General features: G+C 68.2%; 27 protein-coding genes. 16 read left to right on the top strand and 11 right to left on the bottom strand.

All coding sequences use genetic code 11. The annotated features are described in order from the left end of the window. Positions 1 to 90 precede the first annotated feature (90 nt). Positions 91 to 1,584, bottom strand: a complete 1,494-nt coding sequence (locus PKO50_RS31880) for an aldehyde dehydrogenase (RefSeq protein ID WP_275628240.1) — start codon at positions 1,582 to 1,584, stop codon at positions 91 to 93. Positions 1,585 to 1,853: 269 nt separating this feature from the next. On the opposite strand from PKO50_RS31880, the gene PKO50_RS31875 reads away from it, so the two are divergent. Next, a complete protein-coding gene (locus PKO50_RS31875; RefSeq protein WP_275628239.1) occupies positions 1,854 to 2,216 on the top strand; it encodes a cupin domain-containing protein in 363 nt (120 codons plus the stop codon). A 278-nt stretch (positions 2,217 to 2,494) separates the two neighbouring features. Here the strand turns inward: PKO50_RS31875 and rpmG are convergent, their stop codons facing one another. Together rpmG and rpmB are read right to left on the bottom strand one after the other, a co-directional pair. Next, on the bottom strand, positions 2,495 to 2,650 hold the full coding sequence (rpmG, locus tag PKO50_RS31870) for a 50S ribosomal protein L33 (RefSeq protein ID WP_009614117.1): 156 nt from the start codon (positions 2,648 to 2,650) through the stop codon (positions 2,495 to 2,497). 12 nt (positions 2,651 to 2,662) lie between these two features. Beyond that, positions 2,663 to 2,899 carry a 50S ribosomal protein L28 gene (gene rpmB, locus PKO50_RS31865; RefSeq protein ID WP_009614118.1) on the bottom strand — a complete coding sequence of 79 codons (237 nt, stop codon included), beginning with the start codon at positions 2,897 to 2,899 and terminating at the stop codon, positions 2,663 to 2,665. Between the two features lie 367 nt (positions 2,900 to 3,266). Between rpmB and PKO50_RS31860 the strand changes: the two genes are divergently transcribed. Continuing rightward, on the top strand, positions 3,267 to 4,838 hold the full coding sequence (locus PKO50_RS31860) for an ABC transporter substrate-binding protein (RefSeq protein ID WP_109937158.1): 1,572 nt from the start codon (positions 3,267 to 3,269) through the stop codon (positions 4,836 to 4,838). Positions 4,839 to 4,883: 45 nt separating this feature from the next. Here PKO50_RS31860 and radC read toward each other — a convergent pair whose 3' ends face one another. Continuing rightward, positions 4,884 to 5,558 (bottom strand): DNA repair protein RadC, encoded by a 675-nt coding sequence (gene radC / locus PKO50_RS31855; RefSeq protein WP_089390752.1) that lies wholly within the window; start codon positions 5,556 to 5,558, stop codon positions 4,884 to 4,886. Positions 5,559 to 5,698: 140 nt separating this feature from the next. On the opposite strand from radC, the gene coaBC reads away from it, so the two are divergent. From coaBC to PKO50_RS31830, 5 genes are read left to right on the top strand one after another with little or no spacing between them, the layout of a single operon-like run. After that, positions 5,699 to 6,907, top strand: coding sequence for a bifunctional phosphopantothenoylcysteine decarboxylase/phosphopantothenate--cysteine ligase CoaBC (gene coaBC, locus PKO50_RS31850; RefSeq protein ID WP_275628238.1), 1,209 nt, complete (start codon positions 5,699 to 5,701; stop codon positions 6,905 to 6,907). A 7-nt stretch (positions 6,908 to 6,914) separates the two neighbouring features. Next, positions 6,915 to 7,370, top strand: a complete 456-nt coding sequence (gene dut, locus PKO50_RS31845) for a dUTP diphosphatase (protein ID WP_089390750.1) — start codon at positions 6,915 to 6,917, stop codon at positions 7,368 to 7,370. 37 nt (positions 7,371 to 7,407) lie between these two features. Beyond that, entirely contained in the window at positions 7,408 to 10,014 is a 2,607-nt protein-coding gene (locus PKO50_RS31840) for a phosphomannomutase/phosphoglucomutase (protein ID WP_275628237.1), read from the top strand. Between the two features lie 25 nt (positions 10,015 to 10,039). Further along, the gene (argB, locus tag PKO50_RS31835; protein WP_275628236.1) at positions 10,040 to 10,948 is read left to right on the top strand and encodes an acetylglutamate kinase; all 909 of its coding nucleotides are present in this window, start codon (positions 10,040 to 10,042) and stop codon (positions 10,946 to 10,948) included. Between the two features lie 57 nt (positions 10,949 to 11,005). Continuing rightward, complete coding sequence (locus PKO50_RS31830; protein WP_089390747.1) at positions 11,006 to 11,449, top strand: thioesterase family protein; 444 nt, start codon at positions 11,006 to 11,008, stop codon at positions 11,447 to 11,449. 4 nt (positions 11,450 to 11,453) lie between these two features. Here the strand turns inward: PKO50_RS31830 and PKO50_RS31825 are convergent, their stop codons facing one another. Then, positions 11,454 to 12,092 carry a DUF4124 domain-containing protein gene (locus PKO50_RS31825; protein WP_109937161.1) on the bottom strand — a complete coding sequence of 213 codons (639 nt, stop codon included), beginning with the start codon at positions 12,090 to 12,092 and terminating at the stop codon, positions 11,454 to 11,456. A gap of 18 nt (positions 12,093 to 12,110) precedes the next feature. Continuing rightward, positions 12,111 to 12,752: an orotate phosphoribosyltransferase gene (gene pyrE / locus PKO50_RS31820; RefSeq protein ID WP_109937162.1), complete on the bottom strand. Its 642-nt coding sequence runs from the start codon at positions 12,750 to 12,752 to the stop codon at positions 12,111 to 12,113. Positions 12,753 to 12,833: 81 nt separating this feature from the next. On the opposite strand from pyrE, the gene PKO50_RS31815 reads away from it, so the two are divergent. Continuing rightward, positions 12,834 to 13,613, top strand: a complete 780-nt coding sequence (locus tag PKO50_RS31815) for an exodeoxyribonuclease III (RefSeq protein ID WP_009614136.1) — start codon at positions 12,834 to 12,836, stop codon at positions 13,611 to 13,613. 104 nt (positions 13,614 to 13,717) lie between these two features. Here PKO50_RS31815 and PKO50_RS31810 read toward each other — a convergent pair whose 3' ends face one another. Both PKO50_RS31810 and rph read right to left on the bottom strand, forming a co-directional pair. Further along, entirely contained in the window at positions 13,718 to 14,080 is a 363-nt protein-coding gene (locus PKO50_RS31810) for a DUF4870 domain-containing protein (RefSeq protein ID WP_275628235.1), read from the bottom strand. A 15-nt stretch (positions 14,081 to 14,095) separates the two neighbouring features. Continuing rightward, positions 14,096 to 14,815: a ribonuclease PH gene (gene rph, locus PKO50_RS31805; protein ID WP_275628234.1), complete on the bottom strand. Its 720-nt coding sequence runs from the start codon at positions 14,813 to 14,815 to the stop codon at positions 14,096 to 14,098. Positions 14,816 to 15,120: 305 nt separating this feature from the next. Here rph and PKO50_RS31800 point away from each other — a divergent pair, with 305 nt between their 5' ends. The 6 genes from PKO50_RS31800 to PKO50_RS31775 all read left to right on the top strand — a co-directional run bounded on the left by PKO50_RS31800 (position 15,121) and on the right by PKO50_RS31775 (position 20,376). After that, positions 15,121 to 15,984 carry a YicC/YloC family endoribonuclease gene (locus tag PKO50_RS31800; protein ID WP_275628233.1) on the top strand — a complete coding sequence of 288 codons (864 nt, stop codon included), beginning with the start codon at positions 15,121 to 15,123 and terminating at the stop codon, positions 15,982 to 15,984. Positions 15,985 to 16,025: 41 nt separating this feature from the next. Continuing rightward, positions 16,026 to 16,646 carry a guanylate kinase gene (gmk, locus tag PKO50_RS31795; RefSeq protein ID WP_275628232.1) on the top strand — a complete coding sequence of 207 codons (621 nt, stop codon included), beginning with the start codon at positions 16,026 to 16,028 and terminating at the stop codon, positions 16,644 to 16,646. 90 nt (positions 16,647 to 16,736) lie between these two features. Further along, entirely contained in the window at positions 16,737 to 17,003 is a 267-nt protein-coding gene (gene rpoZ, locus PKO50_RS31790) for a DNA-directed RNA polymerase subunit omega (protein WP_009614145.1), read from the top strand. 54 nt (positions 17,004 to 17,057) lie between these two features. Next, positions 17,058 to 19,169, top strand: coding sequence for a bifunctional GTP diphosphokinase/guanosine-3',5'-bis pyrophosphate 3'-pyrophosphohydrolase (gene spoT / locus PKO50_RS31785; RefSeq protein ID WP_275628231.1), 2,112 nt, complete (start codon positions 17,058 to 17,060; stop codon positions 19,167 to 19,169). Between the two features lie 24 nt (positions 19,170 to 19,193). Next, the gene (locus tag PKO50_RS31780; protein ID WP_089390740.1) at positions 19,194 to 19,574 is read left to right on the top strand and encodes a RidA family protein; all 381 of its coding nucleotides are present in this window, start codon (positions 19,194 to 19,196) and stop codon (positions 19,572 to 19,574) included. Between the two features lie 70 nt (positions 19,575 to 19,644). Continuing rightward, positions 19,645 to 20,376: a hypothetical protein gene (locus PKO50_RS31775; protein WP_275628230.1), complete on the top strand. Its 732-nt coding sequence runs from the start codon at positions 19,645 to 19,647 to the stop codon at positions 20,374 to 20,376. Positions 20,377 to 20,404: 28 nt separating this feature from the next. Here PKO50_RS31775 and PKO50_RS31770 read toward each other — a convergent pair whose 3' ends face one another. The 3 genes from PKO50_RS31770 to PKO50_RS31760 form a co-directional block, all read right to left on the bottom strand. Continuing rightward, positions 20,405 to 21,028: a LysE family translocator gene (locus PKO50_RS31770; protein ID WP_109937168.1), complete on the bottom strand. Its 624-nt coding sequence runs from the start codon at positions 21,026 to 21,028 to the stop codon at positions 20,405 to 20,407. Positions 21,029 to 21,095: 67 nt separating this feature from the next. Continuing rightward, positions 21,096 to 21,896 (bottom strand): AraC family transcriptional regulator, encoded by an 801-nt coding sequence (locus PKO50_RS31765; RefSeq protein WP_109937169.1) that lies wholly within the window; start codon positions 21,894 to 21,896, stop codon positions 21,096 to 21,098. A 1-nt stretch (position 21,897) separates the two neighbouring features. Next, entirely contained in the window at positions 21,898 to 22,755 is an 858-nt protein-coding gene (locus tag PKO50_RS31760; protein WP_275628229.1) for an NAD-dependent epimerase/dehydratase family protein, read from the bottom strand. A gap of 94 nt (positions 22,756 to 22,849) precedes the next feature. Here PKO50_RS31760 and PKO50_RS31755 point away from each other — a divergent pair, with 94 nt between their 5' ends. Both PKO50_RS31755 and recG read left to right on the top strand, forming a co-directional pair. Then, complete coding sequence (locus PKO50_RS31755; RefSeq protein WP_089390735.1) at positions 22,850 to 23,782, top strand: hydrogen peroxide-inducible genes activator; 933 nt, start codon at positions 22,850 to 22,852, stop codon at positions 23,780 to 23,782. Then, positions 23,779 to 25,854 (top strand): ATP-dependent DNA helicase RecG, encoded by a 2,076-nt coding sequence (recG, locus tag PKO50_RS31750; protein WP_275628228.1) that lies wholly within the window; start codon positions 23,779 to 23,781, stop codon positions 25,852 to 25,854. Before PKO50_RS31755 ends, recG begins: the two co-directional genes overlap by 4 nt. The last annotated feature ends 69 nt before the right edge of the window (positions 25,855 to 25,923 follow it).

The following is a 25,923-nucleotide window of genomic DNA, read 5'->3' as shown; positions in this document are numbered from 1 at the left end:
CATGGGGAAACCCGGCCGCGGGTATGGCTCTTTGTCAGAGCCGGCCCCAGCGAACGCGCGGGGCCGACCTGCTTTCAGGCCAGGATCGTCTTACAGTTTGATCCAGGTGGCCTTCAGCTCGGTGTACTTGTCGAAGGCGTGCAGCGACTTGTCGCGACCGTTGCCCGACTGCTTGAAGCCGCCGAAGGGCGCGGTCATGTCGCCGCCATCGTACTGGTTGATCCACACGCTGCCGGCGCGCAGGGCCTTGCCGATCAGGTGGGCCTTGGACAGGTTGCCGGTCCACACCGCGGCGGCCAGGCCGTACGGGGTGTCGTTGGCGATGCGCACGGCTTCCTCGGCATCCTCGAACTCGATCACCGACAGCACCGGACCGAAGATTTCCTCGCGGGCGATGCGCATGGCGTTGGTCACGCCGTCGAAGATGGTCGGCTCGACATAGGTGCCGCCGGTCTCTTCCAGGGTGCGCTTGCCGCCGGCCACCAGCTTGGCGCCGTCGTCGTGGCCGGCCTGGATGTAGCCCAGCACGTTGTTCATCTGGGTGGTGTCGACCAGCGCGCCGACGTTGGTTTCCGGGTCCAGCGGGTTGCCCGGTTTCCAGGCCTGCAGCGCCTCGACCACCAGCGGCAGGAACTCGGCCTTGATGGACTTCTCCACCAGCAGGCGGGAACCGGCGGTGCAGACTTCGCCCTGGTTGAAGGCGATGGCGCTGGCGGCGGATTCGGCGGCGGCCTTCAGGTCAGGCGCGTCGGCGAAGACGATGTTCGGGCTCTTGCCGCCGGCTTCCAGCCAGACGCGCTTCATGTTGGACTCGCCGGCATAGACCATCAGTTGCTTGGCGATCTTGGTCGAACCGGTGAACACCAGGGTGTCGACGTCCATGTGCAGGGCCAGGGCCTTGCCCACGGTGTGGCCGAAGCCCGGCAGGATGTTCAGCACGCCTTTCGGGATGCCGGCCTCGATGGCCAACTGGGCGACGCGGATGGCGGTCAGCGGCGACTTCTCGGACGGCTTGAGGATCACCGAGTTGCCGGTGGCCAGGGCCGGGCCGAGCTTCCAGCAGGACATCAGCAGGGGGAAGTTCCACGGCACGATGGCGGCGACCACACCCACGGCTTCGCGGGTGACCAGGCCCAGTTGGTCGTGCGGGGTGGCGGCGACTTCGTCGTAGACCTTGTCGATGGCTTCGGCGTTCCAGCGGATGCTGTTGGCGGCGCTGGCGACATCGATGTTCAGCGCGTCGCTGATCGGCTTGCCCATGTCCAGGGTTTCCAGCAGGGCCAGCTCCTCGGCGTGCTGCATCATCAGTTCGGCGAAGCGGATCATGATCTTCTTGCGCTTGGCCGGGGCCTGGCGCGACCACACGCCGGCCTCGAAGGCGGCGCGGGCAACCTGCACGGCGCGCTCGGCGTCGGCGGCGTCGCAGCTGGCGACCTTGGCCAGGAAGCGGCCATCCACCGGGCTGATGCAATCGAAGGTGGCGCCATCGACGGCGTCGACGTACTGGCCATCGACGAAGGCGCGGCCTTCGATCTTCAGGTTCTGGGCGCGAGCTTCCCAGTCGGCGCGAGTGAGGGTACTCATGACAACTTGTCCTCTTATTGAATTACTTATGAAGTCCCGGCGCCCGGGGGAAGGGCGCGCTGTCAGAAATTCTGCAAGGCGGCGCGAGGGCCACGCTGTCCGCCACCCTAAACCGGGATGGGCGAATTTTCAATATTTTTGACACTTTAGGGCAAAAACGCCTTGTCACGTTCGTTTTATTAAACATAGACTCGGTCGATTCCGCCTCCGTCCGGGCCCGCCCGCAGGGGCGCGGCACTCGCATAACCCACAATAAAACGAGAGTCAGCATGAACATCGAGCAGATCGTCGACTTCGCCCAGGCCGGCACCGCCGCCGAGCACTACCGCCCGGCGCCGGAGAAGGTCCTCAAGGGCGATCCCGAGCAAAGCGTGCGCAACCACTACGCCAGCCCCTGCGGCCAGTTCAACGTCGGCATCTGGGAAGGCGCAGTCGGCCACTGGACCGTCAGCTACACCGAGCACGAGTACTGCGAGATCCTCCAGGGCGTGTCGGTGATCCACGACGCCGACGGCGGCGCCAAGACCGTGCGCACCGGCGACCGCTTCGTCATCCCGGCCGGCTTCAAGGGCACCTGGGAGGTGCTGGAGCCCTGCCGCAAGGTCTATGTGATCTTCGAACAGAAGGCTTGATAGCCGTTCGACGAAAAACGCCGCTTTCTCTAAAGCGGCGTTTTTGTTTTTGCCGGGGGCGTATGTATTGGGGGAAGAGCACCCTCTCCCCAACCCTCGGCTATGCGCCCCGACCTGAAGGAAGAGGGGACTGTCCTGAGTGGTTTGTCGGTGCGCGCGGATATTTCATCGTAGGGATTCACCGGCCGCGCCGGACGCCCCGGTGGCACGAACGACCCCACCGCGCAGGCATGAAAAAACCCGCCAGGTGGCGGGTTTCTTCGCAAGGGCCGGATCAATTACTTGATCTTGGCTTCCTTGTAGATCACGTGCTTGCGAACGACCGGATCGAACTTCTTGATCTCGATCTTCTCAGGCTTGGTGCGCTTGTTCTTGTCGGTGGTGTAGAAGTGGCCGGTACCGGCGCTGGACACCAGACGGATCAGTTCACGCATGATTGCAGCTCCTTAGAATTTTTCGCCGCGGGCGCGCAGGTCGTTCAGGACGGCCTCGATGCCACGCTTGTCGATGATACGCATGCCCTTGGCGGAAACGCGCAGGCGTACGAAGCGCTTCTCGGACTCAACCCAGAAACGGTGGTGCTGCAGGTTCGGCAGGAAACGGCGGCGGGTTTTGTTGTGTGCGTGGGAAATGTTGTTCCCGGTAACCGGACCCTTACCGGTCACTTGGCAAACTCTCGACATGGCTCAGCCCTCTGTAAACCACATGCCAAACCCGGCATGGGTTGGCTGCTTGAACTCGTTGATACTCGGTTTTCCACCCGGGTCTTACCTGCCCGTCCGCCGCTCGATTCCGAGTCGACGGGGCAGGGCCCCAGAAAAGAGCGCAGCTTTATATCAGAAAGGCACTTAGAGCCGCAAGGGCGCAGGCAGCTTATCCACATGCCGGCGCCGCGCGGCCGCGGCCCGCCGCCGTTGCCGTTCGTCGCCTTTCACCGTTGTCGGCCGCCGCGGCTTGGTCTAGGGTAGCCGGTTCAAGGCCGACAACGGCCTTGCATGACTGCGCCCAGCCCACGGGACGGGCATTTTCCCACCATTTCCGGAGTCCGTCATGCGTCTGTTTCCCCTCGCCCTGCTGCTCGCCCCCGCCCTGGCCGGCGCCAGCACCCTCAGCGTCTGCACCGAGGCCAGCCCCGATGGTTTCGACGTCGTGCAGTTCAACGCCCTGACCACCACCAACGCTTCGGCCGACGTGCTGATGAACCGCCTGGTGGAGTTCGACGCGGCGCAGGGCAAGGTGGTGCCGAGCCTGGCCGAGAGCTGGACGGTCTCCGCCGACGGCCTGACCTACGACTTCAGGCTGCGCGCCGGGGTGAAGTTCCACCACACCGACTACTTCAACCCCGGTCGCGAACTGGGCGCCGACGACGTGCTGTTCAGCTTCCAGCGCATGCTCGACCCCGCCAACCCCTGGCACAAGGTGGCGCAGAGCGGCTTCCCCCACGCCCAGTCGCTACAGCTGCCGGCCCTGATAAAAGGCCTGGAGAAGGTCGACGAACACCAGGTGCGCTTCACCCTCAGCCACCCCGACGCCACCTTCCTGCCCATGCTCAGCATGGGCTTCGCCTCCATCTATTCCGCCGAGTACGCCGACCAGCTGATGAAGGCCGGCACCCCGGAGAAGCTCAACGCCCAGCCCATCGGCAGCGGCCCCTTCGTGTTCAAGCGCTTCCAGAAGGACGCGCAGATCCGCTACACAGCCAACCCGGACTACTTCGCCGGCAAGCCGGCGGTGGACAACCTGCTGTTCGCCATCACCCCCGACGCCAACGTGCGCCTGCAGCGCCTGAAGCGCGGCGAATGCCAGATCGCCCTGTCGCCCAAGCCGCTGGACGTCGAGGCCGCGGCCAAGGACCCGGCCCTGCGCGTCGAGCAGACGCCGGCATTCATGACCGCCTTCGTCGCCCTGAACAGCCAGCACCCGCCGCTGGACAAGCCCGAGGTGCGCCAGGCGATCAACCTCGCCTTCGACCGCCAGACCTACCTGAAGTCGGTGTTCGAGGGCAGCGCCAGCGCCGCCGAGGGCGTCTACCCGCCGAACACCTGGAGCTACGCCAAGGACATTCCCGGCTACCCCTACGACCCGGCCCAGGCCCGGGCGCTGCTGGAAAAGGCCGGGCTCAAGGACGGCTTCAGGACCACCATCTGGACGCGCCCCAGCGGCAGCCTGCTCAACCCCAACCCGAGCCTGGGCGCGCAGCTGCTGCAGGCCGACCTGGCGAAGATCGGCGTCAAGGCCGAGGTGCGGGTGATCGAATGGGGCGAGCTGATCCGCCGCGCCAAGGCCGGCGAGCACGACCTGCTGTTCATGGGCTGGGCCGGCGACAACGGCGACCCGGACAACTTCCTCACCCCGCAATTCTCCTGCGCCAGCGTGAAGTCCGGGCTGAACTTCGCGCGCTTCTGCGACCCGAAGCTGGACAGCCTGATCAGCCAGGGCAAGGCGCTCAGCGAGCAGGACAAGCGCAGCGCGCTCTACCACGACGCCCAGCGGCTGATCCACGACCAGGCCCTGTGGCTGCCGCTGGCGCACCCCACGGCCTCGGTGCTGCTGCGCAAGGAGGTCAAGGGCTACGCCGTGAACCCCTTCGGCCGCCAGGATTTCTCCAAGGTCAGCCTCTGAGGCCCCTCGCCGGGCGGGTGGCCGCTGCCAGCCGCCCGGCGCGCGTCAGACCCAGCCCATCTCCGCCATCGACAGCGGCTCGCCGTCGCCGACGATGAAGTGGTCGAGCACGCGCACGTCCACCAGCGCCAGGGCGTCCTTCAGGCGCCGCGTCAGCACGCGGTCGGCCTGGCTCGGCTCGGCGATGCCCGACGGATGGTTGTGGGTGAGGATGAGCGCCGCGGCGTTGTGCGCCAGGGCGCGCTTGACCACCTGGCGCGGGTACACGCTGGCGCTGTCGATGGAGCCGTGGAACAGCACCTCGAAGGCCAGGGCGCGGTGCCGGCCGTCGAGGAACAGGCAGGCGAACACCTCGTGGGCCTCGTGGCGCAACCGCGCCTTGAGGAAGTCGCGCACCGCCTGCGGGCTCTCCAGGGCGGAATCGCGGCGCAGCTGCTCGGCCAGGTGGCGGCGGGCCATTTCCAGCACCGCCTGCAGTTGCGCGTACTTCGCCCGGCCCAGGCCCAGGTGGCTGCTGAAGCTGGCCTGGTCGGCCTCCAGCAGCGCGCGCAGGCTGCCGAACTCCTTCAGCAGGCGCCGGGCCAGGTCCACCGCGCTGCAGCCCGCCACGCCCGTGCGCAGGAAGATCGCCAGCAGCTCCGCATCGCTGAGGCTGCCGGCGCCCTGTTCCAGGAGTTTTTCCCGCGGGCGTTCCGCGGCGGGCCAGTGACGAATGCTCATGCAGCCTCCCTGTCGAGCCGCCCGCTGTGCCGGGGCGGGCGCTGTGCTATCTTAGCCCGTCCCTTTCGCGCGACCGGAGGCCTGGGGAGGCGTCTCCGGCCCAGACGCGCGTCATCCAATTCCGAAGATAAGGCGGGCCTATGCAGCGGCTCTATCGAAAACGCATCGTTCTCGGCGTGGGCGGCGGTATTGCGGCCTACAAGAGTGCCGAACTGGTCCGCCGCCTGCGCGACCAGGGCGCGGAAGTCCGCGTGGTGATGACCCAGGGCGGCCGTGAGTTCATCACCCCGCTGACGCTCCAGGCGCTGTCCGGCCACCCGGTGCACCTGGACCTGCTCGACCCCGCCGCCGAAGCGGCCATGGGCCACATCGAGCTGGCCCGCTGGGCCGACCTGGTGCTGATCGCCCCGGCCACCGCGGACGTCATGGCGCGCCTGGCCCAGGGCGTGGCCAACGACCTGCTGACCACCCTGGTGCTGGCCACCGACGCCCAGGTCGCCCTGGCCCCGGCGATGAACCAGGCCATGTGGCGCGACCCGGCCACCCAGGCCAACGCCGAGCTGCTGCGCGGCCGCGGCCTGCGCTTCTTCGGCCCGGCCGCCGGCAGCCAGGCCTGCGGCGACGTCGGCCCGGGGCGCATGCTCGAGGCCGAGGAGCTGGCCCAGCGCGCCGCCGACTGCTTCCAGTTCCTGTCGCTGACCGGCCGGCACGTGCTGATCACCGCCGGCCCCACCCAGGAAAACATCGACCCGGTGCGCTACATCACCAACCACAGCTCCGGGAAGATGGGCTTCGCCCTCGCCGAGGCCGCCGCCGAAGCCGGCGCGCGGGTGACCCTGGTGACCGGCCCGGTGCACCTGCCCACGCCCGACCGGGTGAGCCGCGTCGATGTGGTCAGCGCCCGCGACATGCTCGCCGCCTGCGAGGCCGCGATACCGGCGGACCTGCTGATCGCCGCCGCCGCGGTGGCCGACTACCGCCCCGAGGTGGTGGCCGCGCAGAAACTGAAGAAGGACCCGACCAAGGGCGACGGCCTGCTGCTGCAGCTGGTGCGCAACCCGGACATCCTCGCCACCCTCGCCCAGCGCGCCGACCGGCCGTTCAGCGTGGGCTTCGCCGCGGAGACCGAGAACCTGCTGGAGTACGCCTCGCGCAAGCTCAAGGACAAGAACCTCGACCTGATCGTGGCCAACGACGTGGCCAATCCCTCGATCGGATTCAACAGCGAAGAGAACGCGATCACCGTGATCGACCGCGAATTGCACGAAACTGCCTTCGCCCAGACCAGCAAGGGCAAGATCGCCCGCCAGCTGATCGCCTTCATCGCCGACCGCCTGAACCAGCACTGAGAACCCGATGCATTCCCTGCAAGCCAAGATCCTCGACCCGCGCCTGGGCGCCGAATTCCCCCTGCCGCAGTACGCCACCCCCGGCTCCGCCGGCCTGGACCTGCGCGCCATGCTCAAGGAGGACACCGTCCTCGAACCGGGCCAGACGCTGCTGATCCCCACCGGCCTGTCCATCTACATCGCCGACCCCGGCCTGGCCGCGCTGGTGCTGCCGCGCTCGGGCCTGGGCCACAAGCACGGCGTGGTGCTGGGCAACCTGGTCGGGCTGATCGACTCGGACTACCAGGGCGAGCTGATGGTCTCCTGCTGGAACCGCGGCAACACCCCCTTCACCATCGCCATTGGCGAGCGCATCGCCCAACTGGTGCTGGTGCCGGTGGTGCAGGCGCATTTCGAGCTGGTCGACAGCTTCGACGAGAGCCAGCGTGGCGCCGGTGGTTTCGGGCACTCCGGCAGCCACTGACACAATCCTCCAGGACGATTCGCCGAGGAGATGTTGCATGAAACTTTTCCAACGCACTGCCAAGGGAACGGCCGACCTGCCGGAAGTCGCCCCGCCGCCGAAGGTTTCGGCGGGCTCGACGTCCCGGCCGGAACTGAAGTCGCTGCTGCCGGCCTTCGGCGTGGCGACCCTCGGCGTGGCCGCCGCCGGCGCCCTGCTGTGGCTGAGCCTGTTCGGCAGCGCCGAGCAGATGCACCGCCAGCAGCTGGCCAGCGCCTGGGGCGAAAGCCAGTCCGGCGTCCTGCGCCAGGCCCTGCTCCAGCTCGCCGCCGATACCCGTAGCGCGGCGGCCAACCCCGCGCTGCTGCCGGCGCTGGCCGATGCCAACAGCACCCGCGCCCTGGAGGCCACCCTCGCCCACTGGCACCAGGACGGCCTGGTGGACGCCCACCTCAACGCCAGCGGCCAGGCCAGCCAGGACAACCAGCGCCCCGGCCCGCTGAACTACGCCGCCCTGGACATGCTGCGCCGCGCCGAGAGCGGGCAGAACGTCGCCCCCGAGGCCTACCGCGTCGGCCAGCGCTGGCTGCTGTACAGCGCCACCGCGCTGCGCGGCCCGGACAACGCCATCCAGGGCAGCCTGATGCTGGTCTTCGACCTGCAGCGCCTGCTCAAGGCCCTGCCGGACCTGCCCGCCGACACCGGCCAGCTGCAACTGGCCCAGCAGTTCGGCAGCTCGCCGGCGCAGGTCCTGCTGCAACGCGGCGAGGCCAGCAACGCCTCAGCGCTGAACCTGGCCAGCGGCAACCCGAACTGGAAACTCACCTTCACCCCCGGCCCGGCCCTGACCGCGACCCTGTACTCCCCGGCGCTGCTGGGCTGCGCCGCGCTGCTGGCCCTGGCCGGCGCGCTGCTGGGCGTGTACCTCGCCCAGAGCGCCCTGCAACGGCGCCTGCGCCAGGACGCCCAGGCCATCGGTCAGTACTTGCAGGAACTCGGTGGCCCGCGCACTGCCAAAGCACCTGAAGTCGGCCTGGCCGCACTGCAACCGCTGGCCCAGGCGCTGGCGCGGCAGCCCAGGCGCAAGGTCGAGCCCCCGGCCCCCGCCAGCCCCGCACCAGCGCCCGAGCCGCGCCCGGTGGCGGCGAAGATCGACAAGCCGGCCAGCGCCGAGACGCAGCTGGTCGACCCACTGTTCCAGAACACCGACATTCTGGACATCGACATTCTTGATGAAGACCAGGACCTCCTGGGATTGGAGCAAACCCCCGTCATGAGCACGCCCAAAGCACCGCAACTGCCCGCCAGCATCTTCCGCGCCTACGACATCCGCGGCGTGGTCGGCGACACCCTGACCGCCGAAACCGCCTACTGGGTGGGCCGCGCCATCGGTTCCGAGAGCCTGGCCCGTGGCGAGCCCTGCGTCAGCGTCGGCCGCGATGGCCGCCTGTCCGGCCCGGAGCTGGTCCAGCAACTGATCCAGGGCCTGCTCGACTGCGGCTGCCAGGTCACCGACATCGGCATGGTACCGACCCCGGTGCTGTACTACGCGGCCAACGTCCTGGAAGGCAAGTCGGGCGTGATGCTCACCGGCAGCCACAACCCGCCGAACTACAACGGCTTCAAGATCGTCGTCGCCGGCGAGACCCTGGCCAACGAGCAGATCCAGGCCCTGCGCGAGCGCATCGAGAACAACGACCTCGCCTCCGGCGTGGGCAACGTTCAGCAGCTGGACATCCTGCCGCGCTACTTCCAGCAGATCCGCGACGACATCGCCCTGGCCAAGCCGCTGAAAGTGGTGGTGGACTGCGGCAACGGCGTGGCCGGCGTGATCGCCCCGCAACTGATCGAGGCCCTGGGCTGCACCGTCATCCCGCTGTACTGCGACGTCGACGGCACCTTCCCCAACCACCACCCGGACCCGGGCAAGCCGGAGAACCTGGAAGACCTGATCGCCAAGGTCAGGGAAACCGGCGCCGACCTCGGCCTGGCCTTCGACGGCGACGGCGACCGCGTGGGCGTGGTGACCAACGAAGGCACCATCATCTACCCCGACCGTCTGCTGATGCTGTTCGCCAAGGACGTGGTCTCGCGCAACCCCGGCGCCGACATCATCTTCGACGTCAAGTGCACCCGCCGCCTGATCTCGCTGATCAGCGGCTACGGCGGCCGCCCGGTGATGTGGAAGACCGGCCACTCGCTGATCAAGAAGAAGATGAAGGAAACCGGCGCCCTGCTCGCCGGCGAGATGAGCGGCCATATCTTCTTCAAGGAGCGCTGGTTCGGCTTCGACGACGGCATCTACAGCGCCGCCCGCCTGCTGGAGATCATCAGCCTCGACAAGCGCGACAGCGAACACGTGTTCTCCGCCTTCCCGCTGGACATCTCCACCCCGGAGATCAACATCACCGTCACCGACGAGAGCAAGTTCGCCCTCATCGACGCGCTGCAGCGCGGCGGCCAGTGGGGCGATGCCAACCTCACCACCCTCGACGGCGTGCGTGTGGATTACCCCAAAGGCTGGGGCCTGGTACGCGCCTCCAACACCACCCCGGTGCTGGTGCTGCGCTTCGAGGCGGACTCCGAAGCCGAACTGGAACGCATCAAGGACGTGTTCCGCACCCAGCTCAAGGCGGTCGACCCCGCCCTGACCATCCCCTTCTGACCTGACCATGCCGGAGCCCAGCACCATGTCCCAGAGCCGCGATGACGCAGCCCAGGTAGCCCGCGTCCTTGCCGAAGCGCTTCCCTACATCCGCCGTTTCGTCGGCAAGACGCTGGTCATCAAGTACGGCGGCAACGCCATGGAGACCGACGAGCTGAAGAACAGCTTCGCCCGCGACGTGGTGCTGATGAAGGCGGTCGGCATCAACCCGGTGGTGGTGCACGGCGGCGGCCCGCAGATCGGCGACCTGCTCAACCGGCTGTCGATCGAAAGCCACTTCATCGACGGCATGCGCGTCACCGACGCGCAGACCATGGACGTGGTGGAGATGGTCCTCGGCGGCCAGGTGAACAAGGACATCGTCAACCTGATCAACCGCCACGGCGGCAGCGCCATCGGCCTGACCGGCAAGGACGCCGAGCTGATCCGCGCGAAGAAGCTCACCGTCACCCGCCAGACCCCGGAGATGACCAAGCCGGAGATCATCGACATCGGCCACGTCGGCGAAGTCACCGGGGTCAACACCGAGCTGCTGAACATGCTGGTCAAGGGCGACTTCATCCCGGTGATCGCGCCCATCGGCGTCGGCGCCAACGGCGAGTCGTACAACATCAACGCCGACCTGGTGGCCGGCAAGGTGGCCGAGGCGCTGAAGGCCGAGAAGCTGATGCTGCTGACCAACATCGCCGGCCTGATGGACAAGCAGGGCCAGGTGCTCACCGGCCTGACCACCGAGCAGGTGGACGGCCTGATCGCCGACGGCACCATCTACGGCGGCATGCTGCCGAAGATCCGCTGCGCCCTGGAAGCGGTGCAGGGCGGCGTGACCAGCGCGCACATCATCGATGGCCGCGTGCCCAACGCCGTGCTGCTGGAGATCTTCACCGACAGCGGCGTCGGTACCCTGATCAGCAACCGCAAGCCGCGTCACTGAGCACTGCCCGCCACGGCGCCCGCCGTGGCGGTTCCCCTCTTCCCCGCGGAGGCCGCAATGCCTTCAGTTTTCCCCGAGCGCCACGAATTCCGCTTCTTCCACGGCCTGCGCGTGCGCTGGTCGGAGGTCGACCCACAAGGCATCGTCTTCAACGGCAACTACCTGACCTATGCCGACGTGGCGACCACCGAGTACTACCGCAACCTGGAGATCCGCTACCCGGCCGACCTGCTGCGTGGCGGCGGCGACCTGTTCGCGGTGAAGAGCAGCCTGGAGTACTTCGCCCCGGCGCGCTACGACGACTGGCTGGACATGGGCGTGCGCGTCGCGCGCCTGGGGCGCAGCAGCCTGACCTTCCAGGTGGCGATCTGGTGCGAGGAACAGCCGCTGACCCTCGGCGAGCTGATCTACGCCTACGCCAACGACCAGCGGCAGAGCCAGCCCCTGCCGGACTGGCTGCGCGAGCGCATCGCGGCTTTCGAGCGATTGCCCGCCAGCTGACGGGCTAGCGGGAGGCGCCGAGCAATTGCGCCAGGCGCGCGCGGTCGGCGTCGAAGGTGGCCTTGGCCTGGGCGCGCAGCTGCTGGTAGTGGGCGATGTCGCGCAGCAAGCGCTGCTCCTCGTCCTTCAGGTTGCCCAGCTGCTCGACCAGTTGCTGCGGCACCTGGCGTCCGGCGCGCTCGGCGTCGGCGGCCTGGGCCTGCAGGTTGCCCTGCTGCGTCTTCACCGACTGCAGGTTGCCCCGGGCCACGCTGCTCAGGCCATCCAGCTCGGCCAGCTTGCGCTCGCGGGCGCGGTCGACGTCCTCGACGCTGGTGTACAGGCGCAGCAGCTGCGCATCCGAACTGGCCTGGGCGGCAGCGGCCTTGCGCTGCTGGATTTCCTCCGCGGTCGGCGCCGGCGGCACCACGCGGACCACCCGGCCCTGCTCGTTGAGCACCTCGTAACCCTTGCCGATGTACTGCGACGGCACGCCCAGGCGGTCGATGACGGTCACGCCCTTGTCGTTGACGTAGCGGTACATCTCGACGGCGCCGCCGGACGCGGGATTGCCGGCGGAATTCGCCGCCAGCACCGGCCCAGCCAGCCCGACGGCCAGCAACCCGATCAATGCACCACGGCGAAAAGCACCCTGCTTGGCCATGCCGGACACCCTGTTTGGTTAGATTCCGTACTGCGCGCGATAGGCCTCGACCGCCGGCAGGTGGCGCTTGAGCTCGGCGTCGCCGGCCAGGTACTCGAGGACCTGCTCCAGCGACACGATGCTGACCACCGGCATGCCGAAGTCACGCTCCACTTCCTGGATCGCCGACAGCTCGCCCTTGCCGCGCTCCTGGCGGTTCAGCGCGATCAGCGTGCCGGCCGCCCTGGCGCCCTGGGCCTCGATGATCTGCATGACCTCGCGGATCGCGGTGCCGGCGGTGATCACGTCGTCGACGATCAGCACCCGGCCGGCCAGCGGCGCGCCCACCAGGGTACCGCCTTCGCCGTGGTCCTTGGCTTCCTTGCGGTTGAAGCACCAGGGCAGGTCGCGGCCGTGCTGCTCGGCCAGGGCCACAGCTGTAGCGGCAGCCAGCGGGATTCCTTTATAGGCCGGGCCGAACAGGACGTCGAAATCGATGCCGCTGTCGACCACCGCGGCGGCGTAGAAGCGCCCCAGCCTGGCCAATGCCAGGCCACTGTTGAACAGGCCGGCATTGAAGAAATAGGGGCTGGTGCGCCCGGACTTGAGGGTGAATTCACCGAAGCGCAGTACACCGCGCTCGATGGCGAAACGAATGAAATCGCGTTGATATGCCTGCATGGGAGAGAACCGGCCGGTATGAATTTAGCTAAACCGTTTGAGCTCGGGTATCATACACACACGTGATTTTGGGGGCCATTTATGCGGATCATCAGTGTGAACGTGAATGGTATTCAGGCTGCAGCCGAGCGGGGATTGCTCAGCTGGTTGCAAGCCCAGAATGCCGACGTGATCTGCTTGCAGGATACCCGCGCCTCCGCTTTCGATCTGGATGACCCGTCCTACCAGCTGGATGGCTACTTCCTGTACGCCTGCGATGCAGAAGTGCCCAGCCAGGGTGGCGTCGCAATCTATAGTCGTCTGCAACCCAAGGCCGTCATAAGCGGGCTGGGTTTCGAGATGGCCGATCGTTACGGGCGCTACCTGCAAGCCGATTTCGATAAGGTGAGTATTGCCAGCATCCTGCTGCCGAGCGGGCAGGAGGGTGACGAGAACCTGAACCAGAAGTTCAAGTTCATGGAAGACTTCGCCGCCTACCTGAACAAGCAGCGCCGCAAGCGCCGCGAGTACATCTATTGTGGGTCGCTGTACCTGGCCCACAACAAGCTGGACGTGAAGAACTGGCGCGAGTGCCAGCAGATGCCCGGCTTCCTCGCGCCCGAGCGCGGCTGGATGGACGAGGTGTTCGGCAACATGGGCTACGTCGACGCCCTGCGCGAAGTGAACCGCGAAGGCGACCAGTACAGCTGGTGGCCGGACAGCGAGCAGGCCGAGATGCTGAACCTGGGCTGGCGCTTCGACTACCAGATCCTCACCCCGGGTCTGCGCCGCTTCGTGCGCAGCGCCAAGCTGCCACGGCAGCCGCGTTTCTCGCGCCATGCGCCGCTGATCATCGACTATGACTGGACGTTGAGCATTTAAGACGAGCTGCAGGCTTCAGGCGGCAGGCTGCAGGCAGGAGCGAAGAGCCCAGCCCGCGCCGGCCACCGCTTTTCGCCTGTGGCCTGCCGCCTGTAGCCTGCCGCCTATTTGATCGGCCTCCAGGTGAACGGATAGCGGTAGTCGCGGCCCTCGTTGGCCTTGACCCCCGCTATCACCGTCAGCACCAGGGCGACGGCGCAGACCAGTGCCAGCAGCAGGAAGCCGATCACCAGCAGGCAGAGGAAGAAGCTCACCAGCATCGCCAGGCTGACGGTGATCTGGAAGTTCAGCGCTTCCTTGCCCTGGCTGTCGACGAAGGGATCGGACTCGCGCTTGATCTGCCAGACGATCAGCGGGCCCAGCAGGTTGCCGAAGGGGAAGACCAGGCCGAGGAAGGCGGAGAAGTGGCAGAACATCGCCCACTGCCGTGCTTCCTGGCTCGGCCGTACCTGCAGTTCGTCATTCATCCCCGCCCTCCCGTGTCAGTCGGCCAGCGCGGCGCGCTGCAGTTCGAACAGCTCCCGCATGCCCTGCTGCGCCAGCTCCAGCATGGCGTTCAGCTCGGCCGGGCGGAATGGCTCACCCTCGGCGGTGCCCTGCACCTCGATGAAGCCGCCGGCATCGGTCATCACCACGTTCAGGTCGGTCTCGGCGGCGGAGTCCTCCAGGTAGTCCAGGTCCAGCACCGGCACGCCCTGGTAGATGCCCACGGACACCGCGGCGACCATCTGCTTGAGCGGGTTGCCCTTGAGCGAGCCACGCTTCTTCAGCACCGCCAGGGCGTCGATCAGCGCCACGGTGGCGCCGGTGATGGACGCGGTGCGGGTGCCGCCGTCGGCCTGGATCACGTCGCAGTCGATGTACAGGGTGTTCTCGCCCAGCTTGGTCAGGTCCAGCGCGGCGCGCAGCGAGCGGCCGATCAGGCGCTGGATCTCCAGGGTGCGGCCGCCCTGCTTGCCGCGGCTGGCCTCGCGCGCGTTGCGCTCGCCGGTGGAGCGCGGCAGCATCCCGTACTCGGCGGTCAGCCAGCCCTGCCCCTGGCCCTTGAGGAAGCGCGGCACGCCGGCCTCGGCGCTGACGGTGCAGATCACCTTGGTGTCGCCGAACTCCACCAGCACCGACCCTTCGGCATGCTTGGTGTAGTGGCGGGTGATGCGGATCGGGCGCAACTGGTCGGCGGCGCGGCCACTGGGACGGTTCATCGAGACTTCCTATGCGAGATTCGAACGGATACTGGCGGCCATTATAGAGGCCCGCGCCCGCCGGCAACCACCGCCGGCGTGCGATGGCCCGCCGCGCTGGGGTACAATTGCCGGTTCACGATGACATTTCATCGCTTCAGAGCCTGTTTACGATCTCGCGAGCTAGAGCAGGACAAGGCGAAAGCAGGCGAGGGAGCGCAGTTTAGTCCGCTAAATGAGCATCACTCGCCTGCTTTCAACGCAGTCATGCCGACGCGCAGCAGGTCGTAACCAGGCTCTCAGCCGAATCACTACGAGGTAACCCCATGGTTCACAGCATGACCGCCTTCGCCCGCGTCGAACGGGCCGGGACCAATGGGACTCTGAGCTGGGAACTGCGCTCGGTGAACCACCGCTACCTGGAGCCGAACCTGCGCCTGCCGGAAAGCTTCCGCGACCTCGAGGGCCCGGTGCGCGAGGCGCTGCGCCAGGGCCTGTCGCGCGGCAAGGTGGAATGCACCCTGCGCTTCAACGAAGACACCGCCGGCAAGCCGCTGCAGGTCGACCGCGAGCGCGCCGCGCAACTGGTGGGCGCCGCCGAGGGCGTGGCCGCGCTGATCAAGCAGCCGGCGCCGATCGACCCGCTGGCCGTGCTGGCCTGGCCGGGCGTGCTGGTGGGCGACGCCGCCGACCCGCAGGCGCTCAACGCCGAGGCCATGGCCGCCTTCAACCAGGCCCTGGACGAGCTCAAGGCCGGCCGCGCCCGCGAAGGCGCCGAGCTTGCGCGGATCATCGACGAGCGCCTGGGCGCCATGCAGGAAGAAGTGGCCAACCTGCGTGAACTGGTGCCGCAGATGCTCGGCAACCAGCGGCAGAAGATCCTCGACCGCTTCGCCGAACTGAAGCTGGAAGCCGACCCGCAGCGCCTGGAGCAGGAAATGGTCCTGCTGGCGCAGAAGAGCGACGTCGCCGAGGAACTCGACCGCCTGAGCACCCACGTCGCCGAGGTGCGCCGCGTGCTCAAGGCCGGCGGCGCCGCCGGCCGCCGCCTGGACTTCCTCATGCAGGAGCTCAACCGCGAGGCCAACACCCTCGGCTCCAAGGCCTTCGACCCGCGCTCGACCCAGGCCGCGGTGAACCTCAAGGTGCTCATCGAACAGATGCGCGAGCAGGTCCAGAATATCGAGTGAGCCGCACGCTCGCTTTCCACCCATAGCCCCAGGATTCAGCCATGTCCGGCACCCTCTACATCGTTTCCGCGCCTTCCGGCGCCGGCAAGACCAGCCTGGTGAAGTCGCTGCTCGAGGCCATGCCCAGCGTACGCGTCTCGGTCTCCCACACCACCCGCGGCATGCGCCCGGGCGAGGTGGACGGGGTGAACTACCATTTCGTCGGCCGTGACACTTTCACCGCCATGCTCGAGCGCGACGAGTTCCTCGAGCACGCGGAAGTCTTCGGCAACCTCTACGGCACCTCGCAGCGCTGGGTGGAAAAGACCCTCGAGGAAGGCCTCGACCTGATCCTGGAGATCGACTGGCAGGGCGCCCAGCAGGTGCGCCGGCTGATGCCCCACGCGCAGTCGATCTTCATCCTCCCGCCGAGCCAGCACGCCCTGCGCCAGCGCCTGACCAACCGCGGCCAGGACAGCGACGAGGTGATCGAGCGGCGCATGTACGAGGCCGTCAACGAAATGAGCCACTACGTCGAGTACGATCATCTGGTGATCAACGACGATTTCGCCCATGCTCTGGAAGACCTCAAGTCGATCTTCCGGGCCCGCCAGCTGCGCCAGGACGCCCAGCAGAAGCGCCACGAGCGGTTGCTCGGCGAGTTGTTGCAGCCGTCGGCATAACAAACGGCCCTTCCATAAAGATTGGCGATTTTTTAGACTATTCAGTCCGCCCGGAAACCCGGGCTCCATTTTTCCGCAACGAGGAACACCATGGCCCGCGTCACCGTCGAAGACTGCCTGGACAACGTCGATAACCGTTTCGAGCTGGTCATGCTCGCCACCAAGCGCGCGCGCCAGCTGGCCACCGGCGGCAAGGAGCCGAAGGTAGCCTGGGAAAACGACAAGCCCACCGTGGTCGCCCTGCGCGAGATCGCTTCCGGCCTGGTCGATGCTGAAGTCGTTCAGCAGGAGGACGTGGTTGAAGAAGAACCGCTGTTCGCCGCCTTCGAGGACGAGGCCAACAACGAGGCCCTGTAATTCGATGACCGGCCGACGACCACAGGCGCCGTCCACTCGGCAGGGGGTGATGCCTTGCCGAGCATAGACGCCTTCGCCGACCGGCTCTCGAGCTACCTCGGCCCGGACCAGGTCAACCTGGTCCGCCGTGCGTACTACTACGCCGAGCAGGCCCATGACGGGCAGCGCCGCCGCAGCGGCGAGGCCTACGTCACCCATCCGCTCGCCGTCGCCAACATCCTCGCCGACATGCACATGGACCATCAGAGCCTGATGGCGGCCATGCTGCACGACGTGATCGAGGACACCGGCATCGCCAAGGAAGCGCTCACCGCGCAGTTCGGCGAGACCGTCTCGGAACTGGTGGACGGGGTCAGCAAGCTGACCCAGATGAACTTCGAGTCCAAGGCCGAGGCCCAGGCCGAGAACTTCCAGAAGATGGCCATGGCCATGGCCCGCGACATCCGCGTGATCCTGGTCAAGCTGGCCGACCGCCTGCACAACATGCGCACCCTGGAAGTGCTGTCCGGCGAGAAGCGCCGGCGCATCGCCAAGGAAACCCTGGAAATCTACGCGCCCATCGCCAACCGCCTGGGCATGCACAGCATGCGCGTGGAGTTCGAGGACCTGGGCTTCAAGGCCATGCACCCGATGCGCTCCGAGCGCATCCGCCAGGCGGTCAAGAAGGCCCGCGGCAACCGCCGCGAGATCGTCGGCAAGATCCAGGAATCGCTGGTCAACTGCCTCGCCTGCGAAGGCATGGAAGGCCAGGTGCTGGGCCGCGAGAAGCACCTGTTCAGCATCTACAAGAAGATGCGCGGCAAGCGCAAGGCGTTCAACGAGATCATGGACGTCTACGCCTTCCGCATCATCGTCGACAAGGTCGACACCTGCTACCGCGTGCTCGGCGCCGTGCACAACCTGTACAAGCCGTTCCCCGGCCGCTTCAAGGACTACATCGCGATTCCCAAGGCCAACGGCTACCAGTCGCTGCACACCACCCTGTTCGGCATGCACGGCGTGCCCATCGAGATCCAGATCCGCACCCGCGAGATGGAAGAGATGGCCAACCACGGCATCGCCGCGCACTGGCTGTACAAGTCCAACGAGGACGAGGTGCAGAAAGGCACCCACGCCCGCGCCCGCCAGTGGGTCAAGGGCATCCTCGAACTGCAGCAGCGCGCCGGCAACTCGCTGGAATTCATCGAGAACGTGAAGATCGACCTGTTCCCGGACGAGGTCTACATCTTCACGCCCAAGGGCCGCATCATGGAGCTGCCCAAGGGCTCCACGGCGGTGGACTTCGCCTACGCGGTGCACACAGACGTCGGCAACAGCTGCATCGCCTGCCGCATCAACCGCCGCCTGGCGCCGCTGTCCGAGCCGCTGCAAAGCGGCCAGACGGTGGAGATCGTCACCGCGCCGGGCACCCGGCCGAACCCGGCCTGGCTCAACTTCGTGGTCACCGGCAAGGCGCGCACGCACATCCGCCATGCGCTCAAGCAGCAGCGCCGCTCCGAGTCCATCAGCCTCGGCGAGCGCCTGCTGAACAAGACCCTCGCCGGCTTCGACAGCCACCTGGAGAAGATCCCCGCCGAACGCATCCAGGGCGTGCTCAACGAGTACCGCATGGAGGTCTTCGAGGACCTGCTGGAAGAGATCGGCCTGGGCAACCGCATGGCCTACGTGGTCGCCCGCCGCCTGCTCTCCAGCGAAGGCAACGCCGCCGCCACCAACGCCGAGGGGCCGCTGGCGATCCGCGGCACCGAGGGCCTGGTGCTGAGCTACGCCAAGTGCTGCACGCCGATCCCCGGCGACCCCATCGTCGGCCACCTGTCGGCCGGCAAGGGCATGGTGGTGCACCTGGAAAGCTGCAAGAACATCAGCGAAATCCGCAACAACCCGGAAAAATGCATCCAGCTCAGTTGGGCCAAGGATGTCACCGGCGAGTTCAACGTCGAGCTGCGCGTCGAGCTGGAACACCAGCGCGGCCTGATCGCTTTGCTGGCGACCAGCGTCAACGCCGCCGACGGCAACATCGAGAAGATCAGCATGGACGAGCGCGACGGTCGCGTCAGCGTGGTCCAACTGGTGGTCAGCGTACACGACCGCGTGCACCTGGCCCGCGTCATCAAGAAGCTGCGCGCGCTCAAGGGGGTGGTCCGGATCACCCGCGTGCGCAGCTGATCCCACCCCTCGCAAGGAGTCGACATGACCAAGACCGTTATCCACACCGACAAGGCCCCCGCGGCCATCGGCACCTACTCCCAGGCGATCAAGGCCGGCAACACCGTCTACGTCTCCGGCCAGATCCCGCTGAACCCGCAGACCATGGAACTGGTCGAGGGCTTCGAGGAGCAGACCGTGCAGGTGTTCGAGAACCTCAAGGCGGTGATCGAGGCCTCCGGCGGCTACCTGCACGACGTGGCCAAGCTGAACATCTTCCTCACCGACCTGTCGCACTTCGCCAAGGTCAACGAGATCATGGGCCGCTACTTCACCCAGCCCTACCCGGCGCGCGCCGCCATCGGCGTGGCCGCCCTGCCCAAGGGCGCCCAGGTCGAGATGGACGCCATCGTCGTCCTGGAGTGATCCTCTCCTCCCGAACGGGGCCCTCGCGGCCCCGTTCGTTTTTCCCCGTTCGTCCGCAAGGAGCACCCGCATGCGTCGCGCCCTCGTCCTGAGCGCCCTGCTTGGCCTGCTGACCGGCTGCGCCGGCACCCCCGATCCGTCCGGCACCTGGATCAACCAGGCCGCCATCGACGCCGCCAGCAAGAGCGGCAAGCTGCGCGAAGCGCTGCTGGCCTACGGCCCCAACCTGGAATGGCGGCTCGACACCAGGAACCAGCAGGCCACCTACAGCAACGGTTTCGAACAGGGCGAAGGCCAGCTGAGCCAGGACCCGGCGGACAAGAAGCACTGGCAGGTGGCCTTCTACGGCAGCAAGCAGGAAGCGCTGGCGGTGGACGGCAAGCAACTGGTGCAGGTGGGCAGCGAGAACTGGCCGGAACAGCGCTTCGCCCGCCCCGAACAGCAGGCCCAGGCGCCCATCGGCGCCAGCTTCCAGCGCGCCCTGTACGGCAGCTTCCTCAAGGGCACCTGGGTGATCCAGGAAGGCCAGGGCCAAGGCGCCAAGGTGACCTTCCAGGCCGACGGCCGCGTCGAGGGCATGCCCGGCGCCGACCGCTACGCCCTGTGCCTGGCCGGCGACTGCGCCGCCATGAGCGGCGACAGCGACAGCATCTGGCTGCAGCAGGGCCGCCAGGGCCGCGAGTACCTGTTCCAGCGCGAGGACGACAAGCTGGAACTCTTCGAAGCGGTGAACCGCGCCCAGGCCGACGAGATGCCCGAATACACCCCGGGCAAGCGCGTCTGGCTGCTGGAGCGCGACTGAACCCACGGCGCCGCCCCGCGCGGCGCCTTCAGCGCACGCCCAGCCACAGCAACCAGCCGCCCAGCGCCAGCAGCAGGGCGCCACAGGCGCGGTCCAGCGTGCGCACCCGGCGCTGCAGCCAGCCGCGCCAGCGCCGCCGGTCGAGCAGGCGCACCAGCGCCAGGTCCCAGAGCAGCACCACCGCGCCCATCCACAGCACGCACGCCCCGAGCGCCCAGGCTGGCAGGTGGAAAGGCCCGAGCACGCCGAACAGCCCGGTGTAGAAGATCGGCAGCTTGGGGTTCAGGCTGCTGGCCAGGAAGCCCTCGCGCAGGCCACGGAAGAAGCCTCCGGTGCCTTGCCCTGCGGATTCCCCCGGCATCTCCAGTTCGCGCCGGGCCAGCACGGCCTGGGCGCCCAGCCAGACGAAGTAGGCCCCGCCCAGCAGCTGCACCGCCCGCAGGCCGTGGTTCGCCAGGTCGGGCAACTGGCCGAGGACCAGCAGCACCAGCCCCATGCTCGCCAGGTTGGCCAGGGCGATGCCGCTGGCACAGCCGTCGGCGTGGCGGCGGCCGCGCAGCAGGGCGGCGCGGATCAGCAGGAAGAAGTCCGGCCCCGGCGACAGCAGGGCGGCGAAGTGGGTGCTGGCGACCAGCGCGAAGGCGGCGAACATGGCGTTCTCCCGGAAGTGGCGGGAAGCCAGTCTGGCCAGGCGTCGCGGCGGCGGTCTTGTAGGAAACTCAGGTGCGCGTGGCGCTGCGGAAACGCCCCGGGGTGACCCCGGTGAAGCGGCGGAAGGTAGTGGAGAAATGCGCCTGGTCGCAGAAGCCCAGCTCCAGCGCCGCCTCGATGGGCGTGGCGCCCTCCACCAGCAGGCGCTTGGCCTCGCGCACCCGGCGCTGCAGCAGGTAGGTGTGCGGCGGCACGCCGTAGGCGCGGCGGAAGCTCTCGATCAGGTGGCGCGGGTGACGCTGCACCAGGGCGGCCAGCTGCTCCAGGCTCACCGCCTGGCGGTAGTGGCCTTCCAGATAGTCGCGCAGCCGCGCGGTGACGCCGCCGTCGCGGCTCGCCGGTGCCGCTGGGCGCATGCCGCCGTGGCGCACGAAGACCAGCTCCAGCAATGCCAGCAGCTCGCTCTCCAGGCCCAGTGCGTCGTTGCGCTCGAATTCCCCGGCCACCCGCGTCAGGGAAGCCGCGACACGGCCGTCGTCGCCCGGGTTCAGTTCCTGGAAGCCGCGCGGCAGCTGCTTGCGCCCCAGCAGCGGCAGCAGCCGCGATTCCTCGATGTAGAGCATGCGGTAGACCAGGCGCTCGCTTTCGGCATTGCCGGTGTGCGGCTCCTCCGGGTTCATCAGCGACAGGGTGCCGGCCGGCAGCACGTGGCGCGCGCCACGGCACTGGTAGCCGCCGGCGCCCTGGAGGATGGCGCCGATGGCGAAGGCGTCGTGGCTGTGGCGGCCGAACGGCTGGCCGGAGAAGTCCGCGTGGAACAGCTCCACCCCGGGCAGCCAGGGGCGCGCCAGCAGCCGGTTGGCGTCCACTTCAGTCCTCGCGCCCGGCGAGGATGGCGGCGTAGCCCTCGCGGTAGCTCGGGTAGCGCGGCACCCAGCCCAGCGCCCTGGCGCGGGCGTTGCTGCAGCGCTTGCTGCCGGTGCGGCGCACGCTCTGCTCGTCCGCCCAATGCGCGACGCCCATGAGCCCGCGCAGGTAGTCCAGCACCTCGGCCAGCGGCGCCGGGGCATCGTCCACGCCGATGTAGCAGTCTTCCAGGCGCTTGCCCGCGGCATCGGCGCGCAGCAGGCAGGCCAGCAGCCCGGCGGCGTCCTCGGCGTGGATGCGGTTGGCGTACAGCGGCGGCTCGACGGCCACCCGGTAGCCTTCGCGCACCTGCCTGAGCAGCCACTCGCGGCCGGGGCCGTAGATGCCGGTCAGGCGCACCACGCTCGCGGGGATGTCGCTGTCCAGCGCCACGCGCTCGGCCTCCAGCATGACCCGCCCCGAATACTGCTGCGCCTCGGCCGGCGAGGTCTCGTCGATCCACTCGCCGTCCGCCTGGGCATAGACGCCGCTGCTGGAGACGAACAGCAGCCGTTTCGGCCGCTGCCCGCGCTGGCGCAGCCAGCCCAGGCAGTGGCGCAGGCCCTCGACGTAGGCGGCGCGGTAGCCGGCCTCGTCATGCTGGGTAGCGGCGGCGGCGTACACCAGGTAGTCCAGTTCGCCCTCGGGCCAGGCCGGCGGGCAGTCGACGCCGCCCAGGTCGCCGGCCACCGGCAGGATGCCCGCGGGCAGCGCGGTGATATCGCGGCGCAGCCCGTACACGCGCCAGCCATCGGCGGCCAACTGGCGGCCGAGGCGGCTGCCGACGTCGCCGCAACCGGCGATCAGAACATTCGCGGACATCTTCGCCTCCTAAAGACAGGGCCCCGGAGTTTAGCGCGGTTGGTTCGCAACCGCGCAGCCGCTATGCTTGGCCCAACTCAACGGATTAGTCGCCATGACACTCACCGAACTGCGCTACATCGTCACGCTCGCCCAGGAGCAGCATTTCGGCCGCGCCGCCGAGCGCTGCCACGTCAGCCAGCCGACCCTGTCGGTCGGCGTGAAGAAGCTCGAGGACGAACTCGGCGTGCTGATCTTCGAGCGCAGCAAGAGCGCGGTGCGCCTCACCCCGGTGGGCGAAGGCATCGTCGCCCAGGCGCAGAAGGTGCTGGAGCAGGCCCAGGGCATCCGCGAACTGGCCCAGGCCGGCAAGAACCAGCTGACCTCGCCGCTGAAGGTCGGCGCCATCTACACCATCGGCCCGTACCTGTTCCCGCACCTGATCCCGCAGCTGCACCGGGTGGCGCCGCAGATGCCGCTGTACATCGAGGAGAACTTCACCCACATCCTCCGCGACAAGCTGCGCACCGGCGAGCTGGACGCGATCATCATCGCCCTGCCGTTCCAGGAGGCCGACGTCCTCACCCTGCCGCTGTTCGACGAACCCTTCTACGTGCTGATGCCGGCCGACCACCCCTGGACCGCCCGGCAGACCATCGACGCCGAGATGCTCAACGACAAGAGCCTGCTGCTGCTCGGCGAGGGCCACTGCTTCCGCGACCAGGTGCTGGAAGCCTGCCCGACCACCCGCAAGGGCGAGGAGAACCGCCACACCACCGTGGAATCCAGCTCGCTGGAGACCATCCGCCACATGGTCGCCTCCGGCCTGGGCGTGTCGGTGCTGCCGTTCTCGGCGGTGGACAGCCACCACTACGCCCCCGGGGTGATCGAGATCCGCCCGTTCACCGCGCCGGCGCCGCTGCGCACCGTGGCCATCGCCTGGCGCGCCAGCTTCCCGCGGCCGCGCGCCATCGAGGTGCTGGCCGACTCCATCCGCCTGTGCTCGGTGGCCCGGCCGACCGCCAAGGGCGACGCCCAACCGGCATGACCGAGCTGGCCAACGTTCCGGTCACGGCGCTCAAGGGCGTCGGCGCCGCGCTGGAGGAAAAGCTGGCGCGGGTGGGCCTGGAGAACCTCCAGGACATCCTCTTCCACCTGCCGCTGCGTTACCAGGACCGCACCCGCGTCACCCCCATAGGCGCGCTGCGCCCGGGCCAGGACGCGGTGGTCGAGGGCGTGGTCTCCGGCGCCGACGTGGTCATGGGCAAGCGCCGCAGCCTGCTGGTGCGCCTGCAGGACGGCAGCGGCACCCTGAGCCTGCGCTTCTACCACTTCAGCCAGGCGCAGAAGGAAGGCCTCAAGCGCGGCACCCACCTGCGCTGCTACGGCGAGGCCCGTCCCGGCGCCTCGGGCCTGGAGATCTACCACCCCGAGTACCGCGCGCTGAACGACGCGACGCCAGCCCCGGTGGAACAGACCCTGACGCCCATCTACCCGACCACCGAGGGCCTCACCCAGCAGCGCCTGCGCACCCTCAGCCAGCAGGCCCTGGCGCGCCTGGGGCCGAACAGCCTGCCCGACTGGCTGCCCGAGGAGCTGGCCCGCGACTACCGCCTGGCGCCCCTCGACGAGGCCATCCGCTACCTGCACCGGCCGCCGCCGGACGCCAACCTGGAAGAACTGGCCGAGGGCCGCCACTGGGCCCAGCACCGCCTGGCCTTCGAGGAGCTGCTGACGCACCAGCTGTCGCTGCAGCGCCTGCGCGAGAGCCTGCGCGCCCAGCACGCGCCCGAACTGCCGCCGGCGAAGAAACTGCCGCAGCGCTTCCTGGCCAACCTCGGCTTCGCCCCCACCGGCGCGCAGCAGCGCGTGGGCGCCGAGATCGCCTACGACCTGGCGCAGCCCGAACCCATGCTGCGCCTGGTGCAGGGCGACGTCGGAGCAGGCAAGACGGTGGTCGCCGCCCTGGCCGCGCTGCAGGCCCTGGAGGCCGGCTACCAGGTGGCGCTGATGGCGCCCACGGAAATCCTCGCCGAGCAGCACTACCTCAACTTCAGCAAGTGGATGCAGCCGCTGGGCATCGAGGTCGCCTGGCTGGCCGGCAAGCTCAAGGGCAAGGCGCGCGCCGCCGCGCTGGAGCAGATCGCCGCCGGCGTGCCCATGGTGGTCGGCACCCACGCGCTGTTCCAGGACGAGGTGAAGTTCAAGCGCCTGGCCCTGGTGATCATCGACGAGCAGCACCGCTTCGGCGTGCAGCAGCGCCTGGCCCTGCGCCAGAAGGGCATCGACGGCCGGCTCTGCCCGCACCAGTTGATCATGACCGCCACGCCCATCCCGCGGACCCTGGCGATGAGTGCCTACGCCGACCTGGACACCTCGATCCTCGACGAGCTGCCGCCCGGGCGCACCCCGGTGAACACCGTGCTGGTCGCCGACAGCCGCCGCATCGAGGTGATCGAGCGCGTCCGCGCCGCCTGCCGCGAAGGCCGCCAGGCCTACTGGGTGTGCACGCTGATCGAGGAATCCGAGGAACTCACCTGCCAGGCCGCCGAGACCACCTACGAGGAGCTCGCCTCGGCCCTCGGCGAGCTGCGCGTGGGCCTGATCCACGGGCGCATGAAGCCGGCGGAGAAGGCCACGGTGATGGAGGCCTTCAAGGAAGGCCTGCTGCAGCTGCTGGTGGCGACCACGGTGATCGAGGTCGGCGTGGACGTGCCCAACGCCAGCCTGATGATCATCGAGAACCCCGAGCGCCTCGGCCTGGCCCAGCTGCACCAGCTGCGCGGGCGCGTGGGCCGGGGCAGCGCGGCGAGCCACTGCGTGCTGCTCTACCACCCGCCGCTGTCGCAGATCGGCCGCGAGCGCCTGGCGATCATGCGCGAGACCTGCGACGGCTTCGTCATCGCCGAGCGCGACCTGGAGCTGCGCGGCCCCGGCGAGATGCTCGGGACGCGGCAGACCGGTCTGCTACAGTTCAAGGTCGCGGACCTGATGCGCGACGCCGACCTGCTGCCGGCGGTGCGCGACGCCGCCCAGGCCCTGCTGGCGCGCTGGCCGCAGCACGTCGGCCCGCTGCTGGAGCGCTGGCTCCGACACGGCCAGCAATACGGCCAAGTGTGACCCGCTTCAATTTCACCGGTCGGATGACTGGCCAGTCACGAATAGCCGCTGGGTATACTCCCGGCAGCA

The organism is Pseudomonas sp. 273 (genome assembly GCF_029201425.1).
GTDB classification, from domain to species: domain Bacteria; phylum Pseudomonadota; class Gammaproteobacteria; order Pseudomonadales; family Pseudomonadaceae; genus Pseudomonas; species Pseudomonas delhiensis.
This window is presented reverse-complemented; position numbering and strand designations above follow the sequence as displayed.

Bases quoted from the DNA above. Each gene is read 5' to 3' on its own strand.
- PKO50_RS31880 (WP_275628240.1), bottom strand. From the start codon at position 1,584: ATGAGTACCCTCACTCGCGCCGACTGGGAAGCTCGCGCCCAGAACCTG.
- PKO50_RS31875 (WP_275628239.1), top strand. From the start codon at position 1,854: ATGAACATCGAGCAGATCGTCGACTTCGCCCAGGCCGGCACCGCCGCC.
- rpmG (WP_009614117.1), bottom strand. From the start codon at position 2,650: ATGCGTGAACTGATCCGTCTGGTGTCCAGCGCCGGTACCGGCCACTTC.
- rpmB (WP_009614118.1), bottom strand. From the start codon at position 2,899: ATGTCGAGAGTTTGCCAAGTGACCGGTAAGGGTCCGGTTACCGGGAAC.
- PKO50_RS31860 (WP_109937158.1), top strand. From the start codon at position 3,267: ATGCGTCTGTTTCCCCTCGCCCTGCTGCTCGCCCCCGCCCTGGCCGGC.
- radC (WP_089390752.1), bottom strand. From the start codon at position 5,558: ATGAGCATTCGTCACTGGCCCGCCGCGGAACGCCCGCGGGAAAAACTC.
- coaBC (WP_275628238.1), top strand. From the start codon at position 5,699: ATGCAGCGGCTCTATCGAAAACGCATCGTTCTCGGCGTGGGCGGCGGT.
- dut (WP_089390750.1), top strand. From the start codon at position 6,915: ATGCATTCCCTGCAAGCCAAGATCCTCGACCCGCGCCTGGGCGCCGAA.
- PKO50_RS31840 (WP_275628237.1), top strand. From the start codon at position 7,408: ATGAAACTTTTCCAACGCACTGCCAAGGGAACGGCCGACCTGCCGGAA.
- argB (WP_275628236.1), top strand. From the start codon at position 10,040: ATGTCCCAGAGCCGCGATGACGCAGCCCAGGTAGCCCGCGTCCTTGCC.
- PKO50_RS31830 (WP_089390747.1), top strand. From the start codon at position 11,006: ATGCCTTCAGTTTTCCCCGAGCGCCACGAATTCCGCTTCTTCCACGGC.
- PKO50_RS31825 (WP_109937161.1), bottom strand. From the start codon at position 12,092: ATGGCCAAGCAGGGTGCTTTTCGCCGTGGTGCATTGATCGGGTTGCTG.
- pyrE (WP_109937162.1), bottom strand. From the start codon at position 12,752: ATGCAGGCATATCAACGCGATTTCATTCGTTTCGCCATCGAGCGCGGT.
- PKO50_RS31815 (WP_009614136.1), top strand. From the start codon at position 12,834: ATGCGGATCATCAGTGTGAACGTGAATGGTATTCAGGCTGCAGCCGAG.
- PKO50_RS31810 (WP_275628235.1), bottom strand. From the start codon at position 14,080: ATGAATGACGAACTGCAGGTACGGCCGAGCCAGGAAGCACGGCAGTGG.
- rph (WP_275628234.1), bottom strand. From the start codon at position 14,815: ATGAACCGTCCCAGTGGCCGCGCCGCCGACCAGTTGCGCCCGATCCGC.
- PKO50_RS31800 (WP_275628233.1), top strand. From the start codon at position 15,121: ATGGTTCACAGCATGACCGCCTTCGCCCGCGTCGAACGGGCCGGGACC.
- gmk (WP_275628232.1), top strand. From the start codon at position 16,026: ATGTCCGGCACCCTCTACATCGTTTCCGCGCCTTCCGGCGCCGGCAAG.
- rpoZ (WP_009614145.1), top strand. From the start codon at position 16,737: ATGGCCCGCGTCACCGTCGAAGACTGCCTGGACAACGTCGATAACCGT.
- PKO50_RS31780 (WP_089390740.1), top strand. From the start codon at position 19,194: ATGACCAAGACCGTTATCCACACCGACAAGGCCCCCGCGGCCATCGGC.
- PKO50_RS31775 (WP_275628230.1), top strand. From the start codon at position 19,645: ATGCGTCGCGCCCTCGTCCTGAGCGCCCTGCTTGGCCTGCTGACCGGC.
- PKO50_RS31770 (WP_109937168.1), bottom strand. From the start codon at position 21,028: ATGTTCGCCGCCTTCGCGCTGGTCGCCAGCACCCACTTCGCCGCCCTG.
- PKO50_RS31760 (WP_275628229.1), bottom strand. From the start codon at position 22,755: ATGTCCGCGAATGTTCTGATCGCCGGTTGCGGCGACGTCGGCAGCCGC.
- PKO50_RS31755 (WP_089390735.1), top strand. From the start codon at position 22,850: ATGACACTCACCGAACTGCGCTACATCGTCACGCTCGCCCAGGAGCAG.
- recG (WP_275628228.1), top strand. From the start codon at position 23,779: ATGACCGAGCTGGCCAACGTTCCGGTCACGGCGCTCAAGGGCGTCGGC.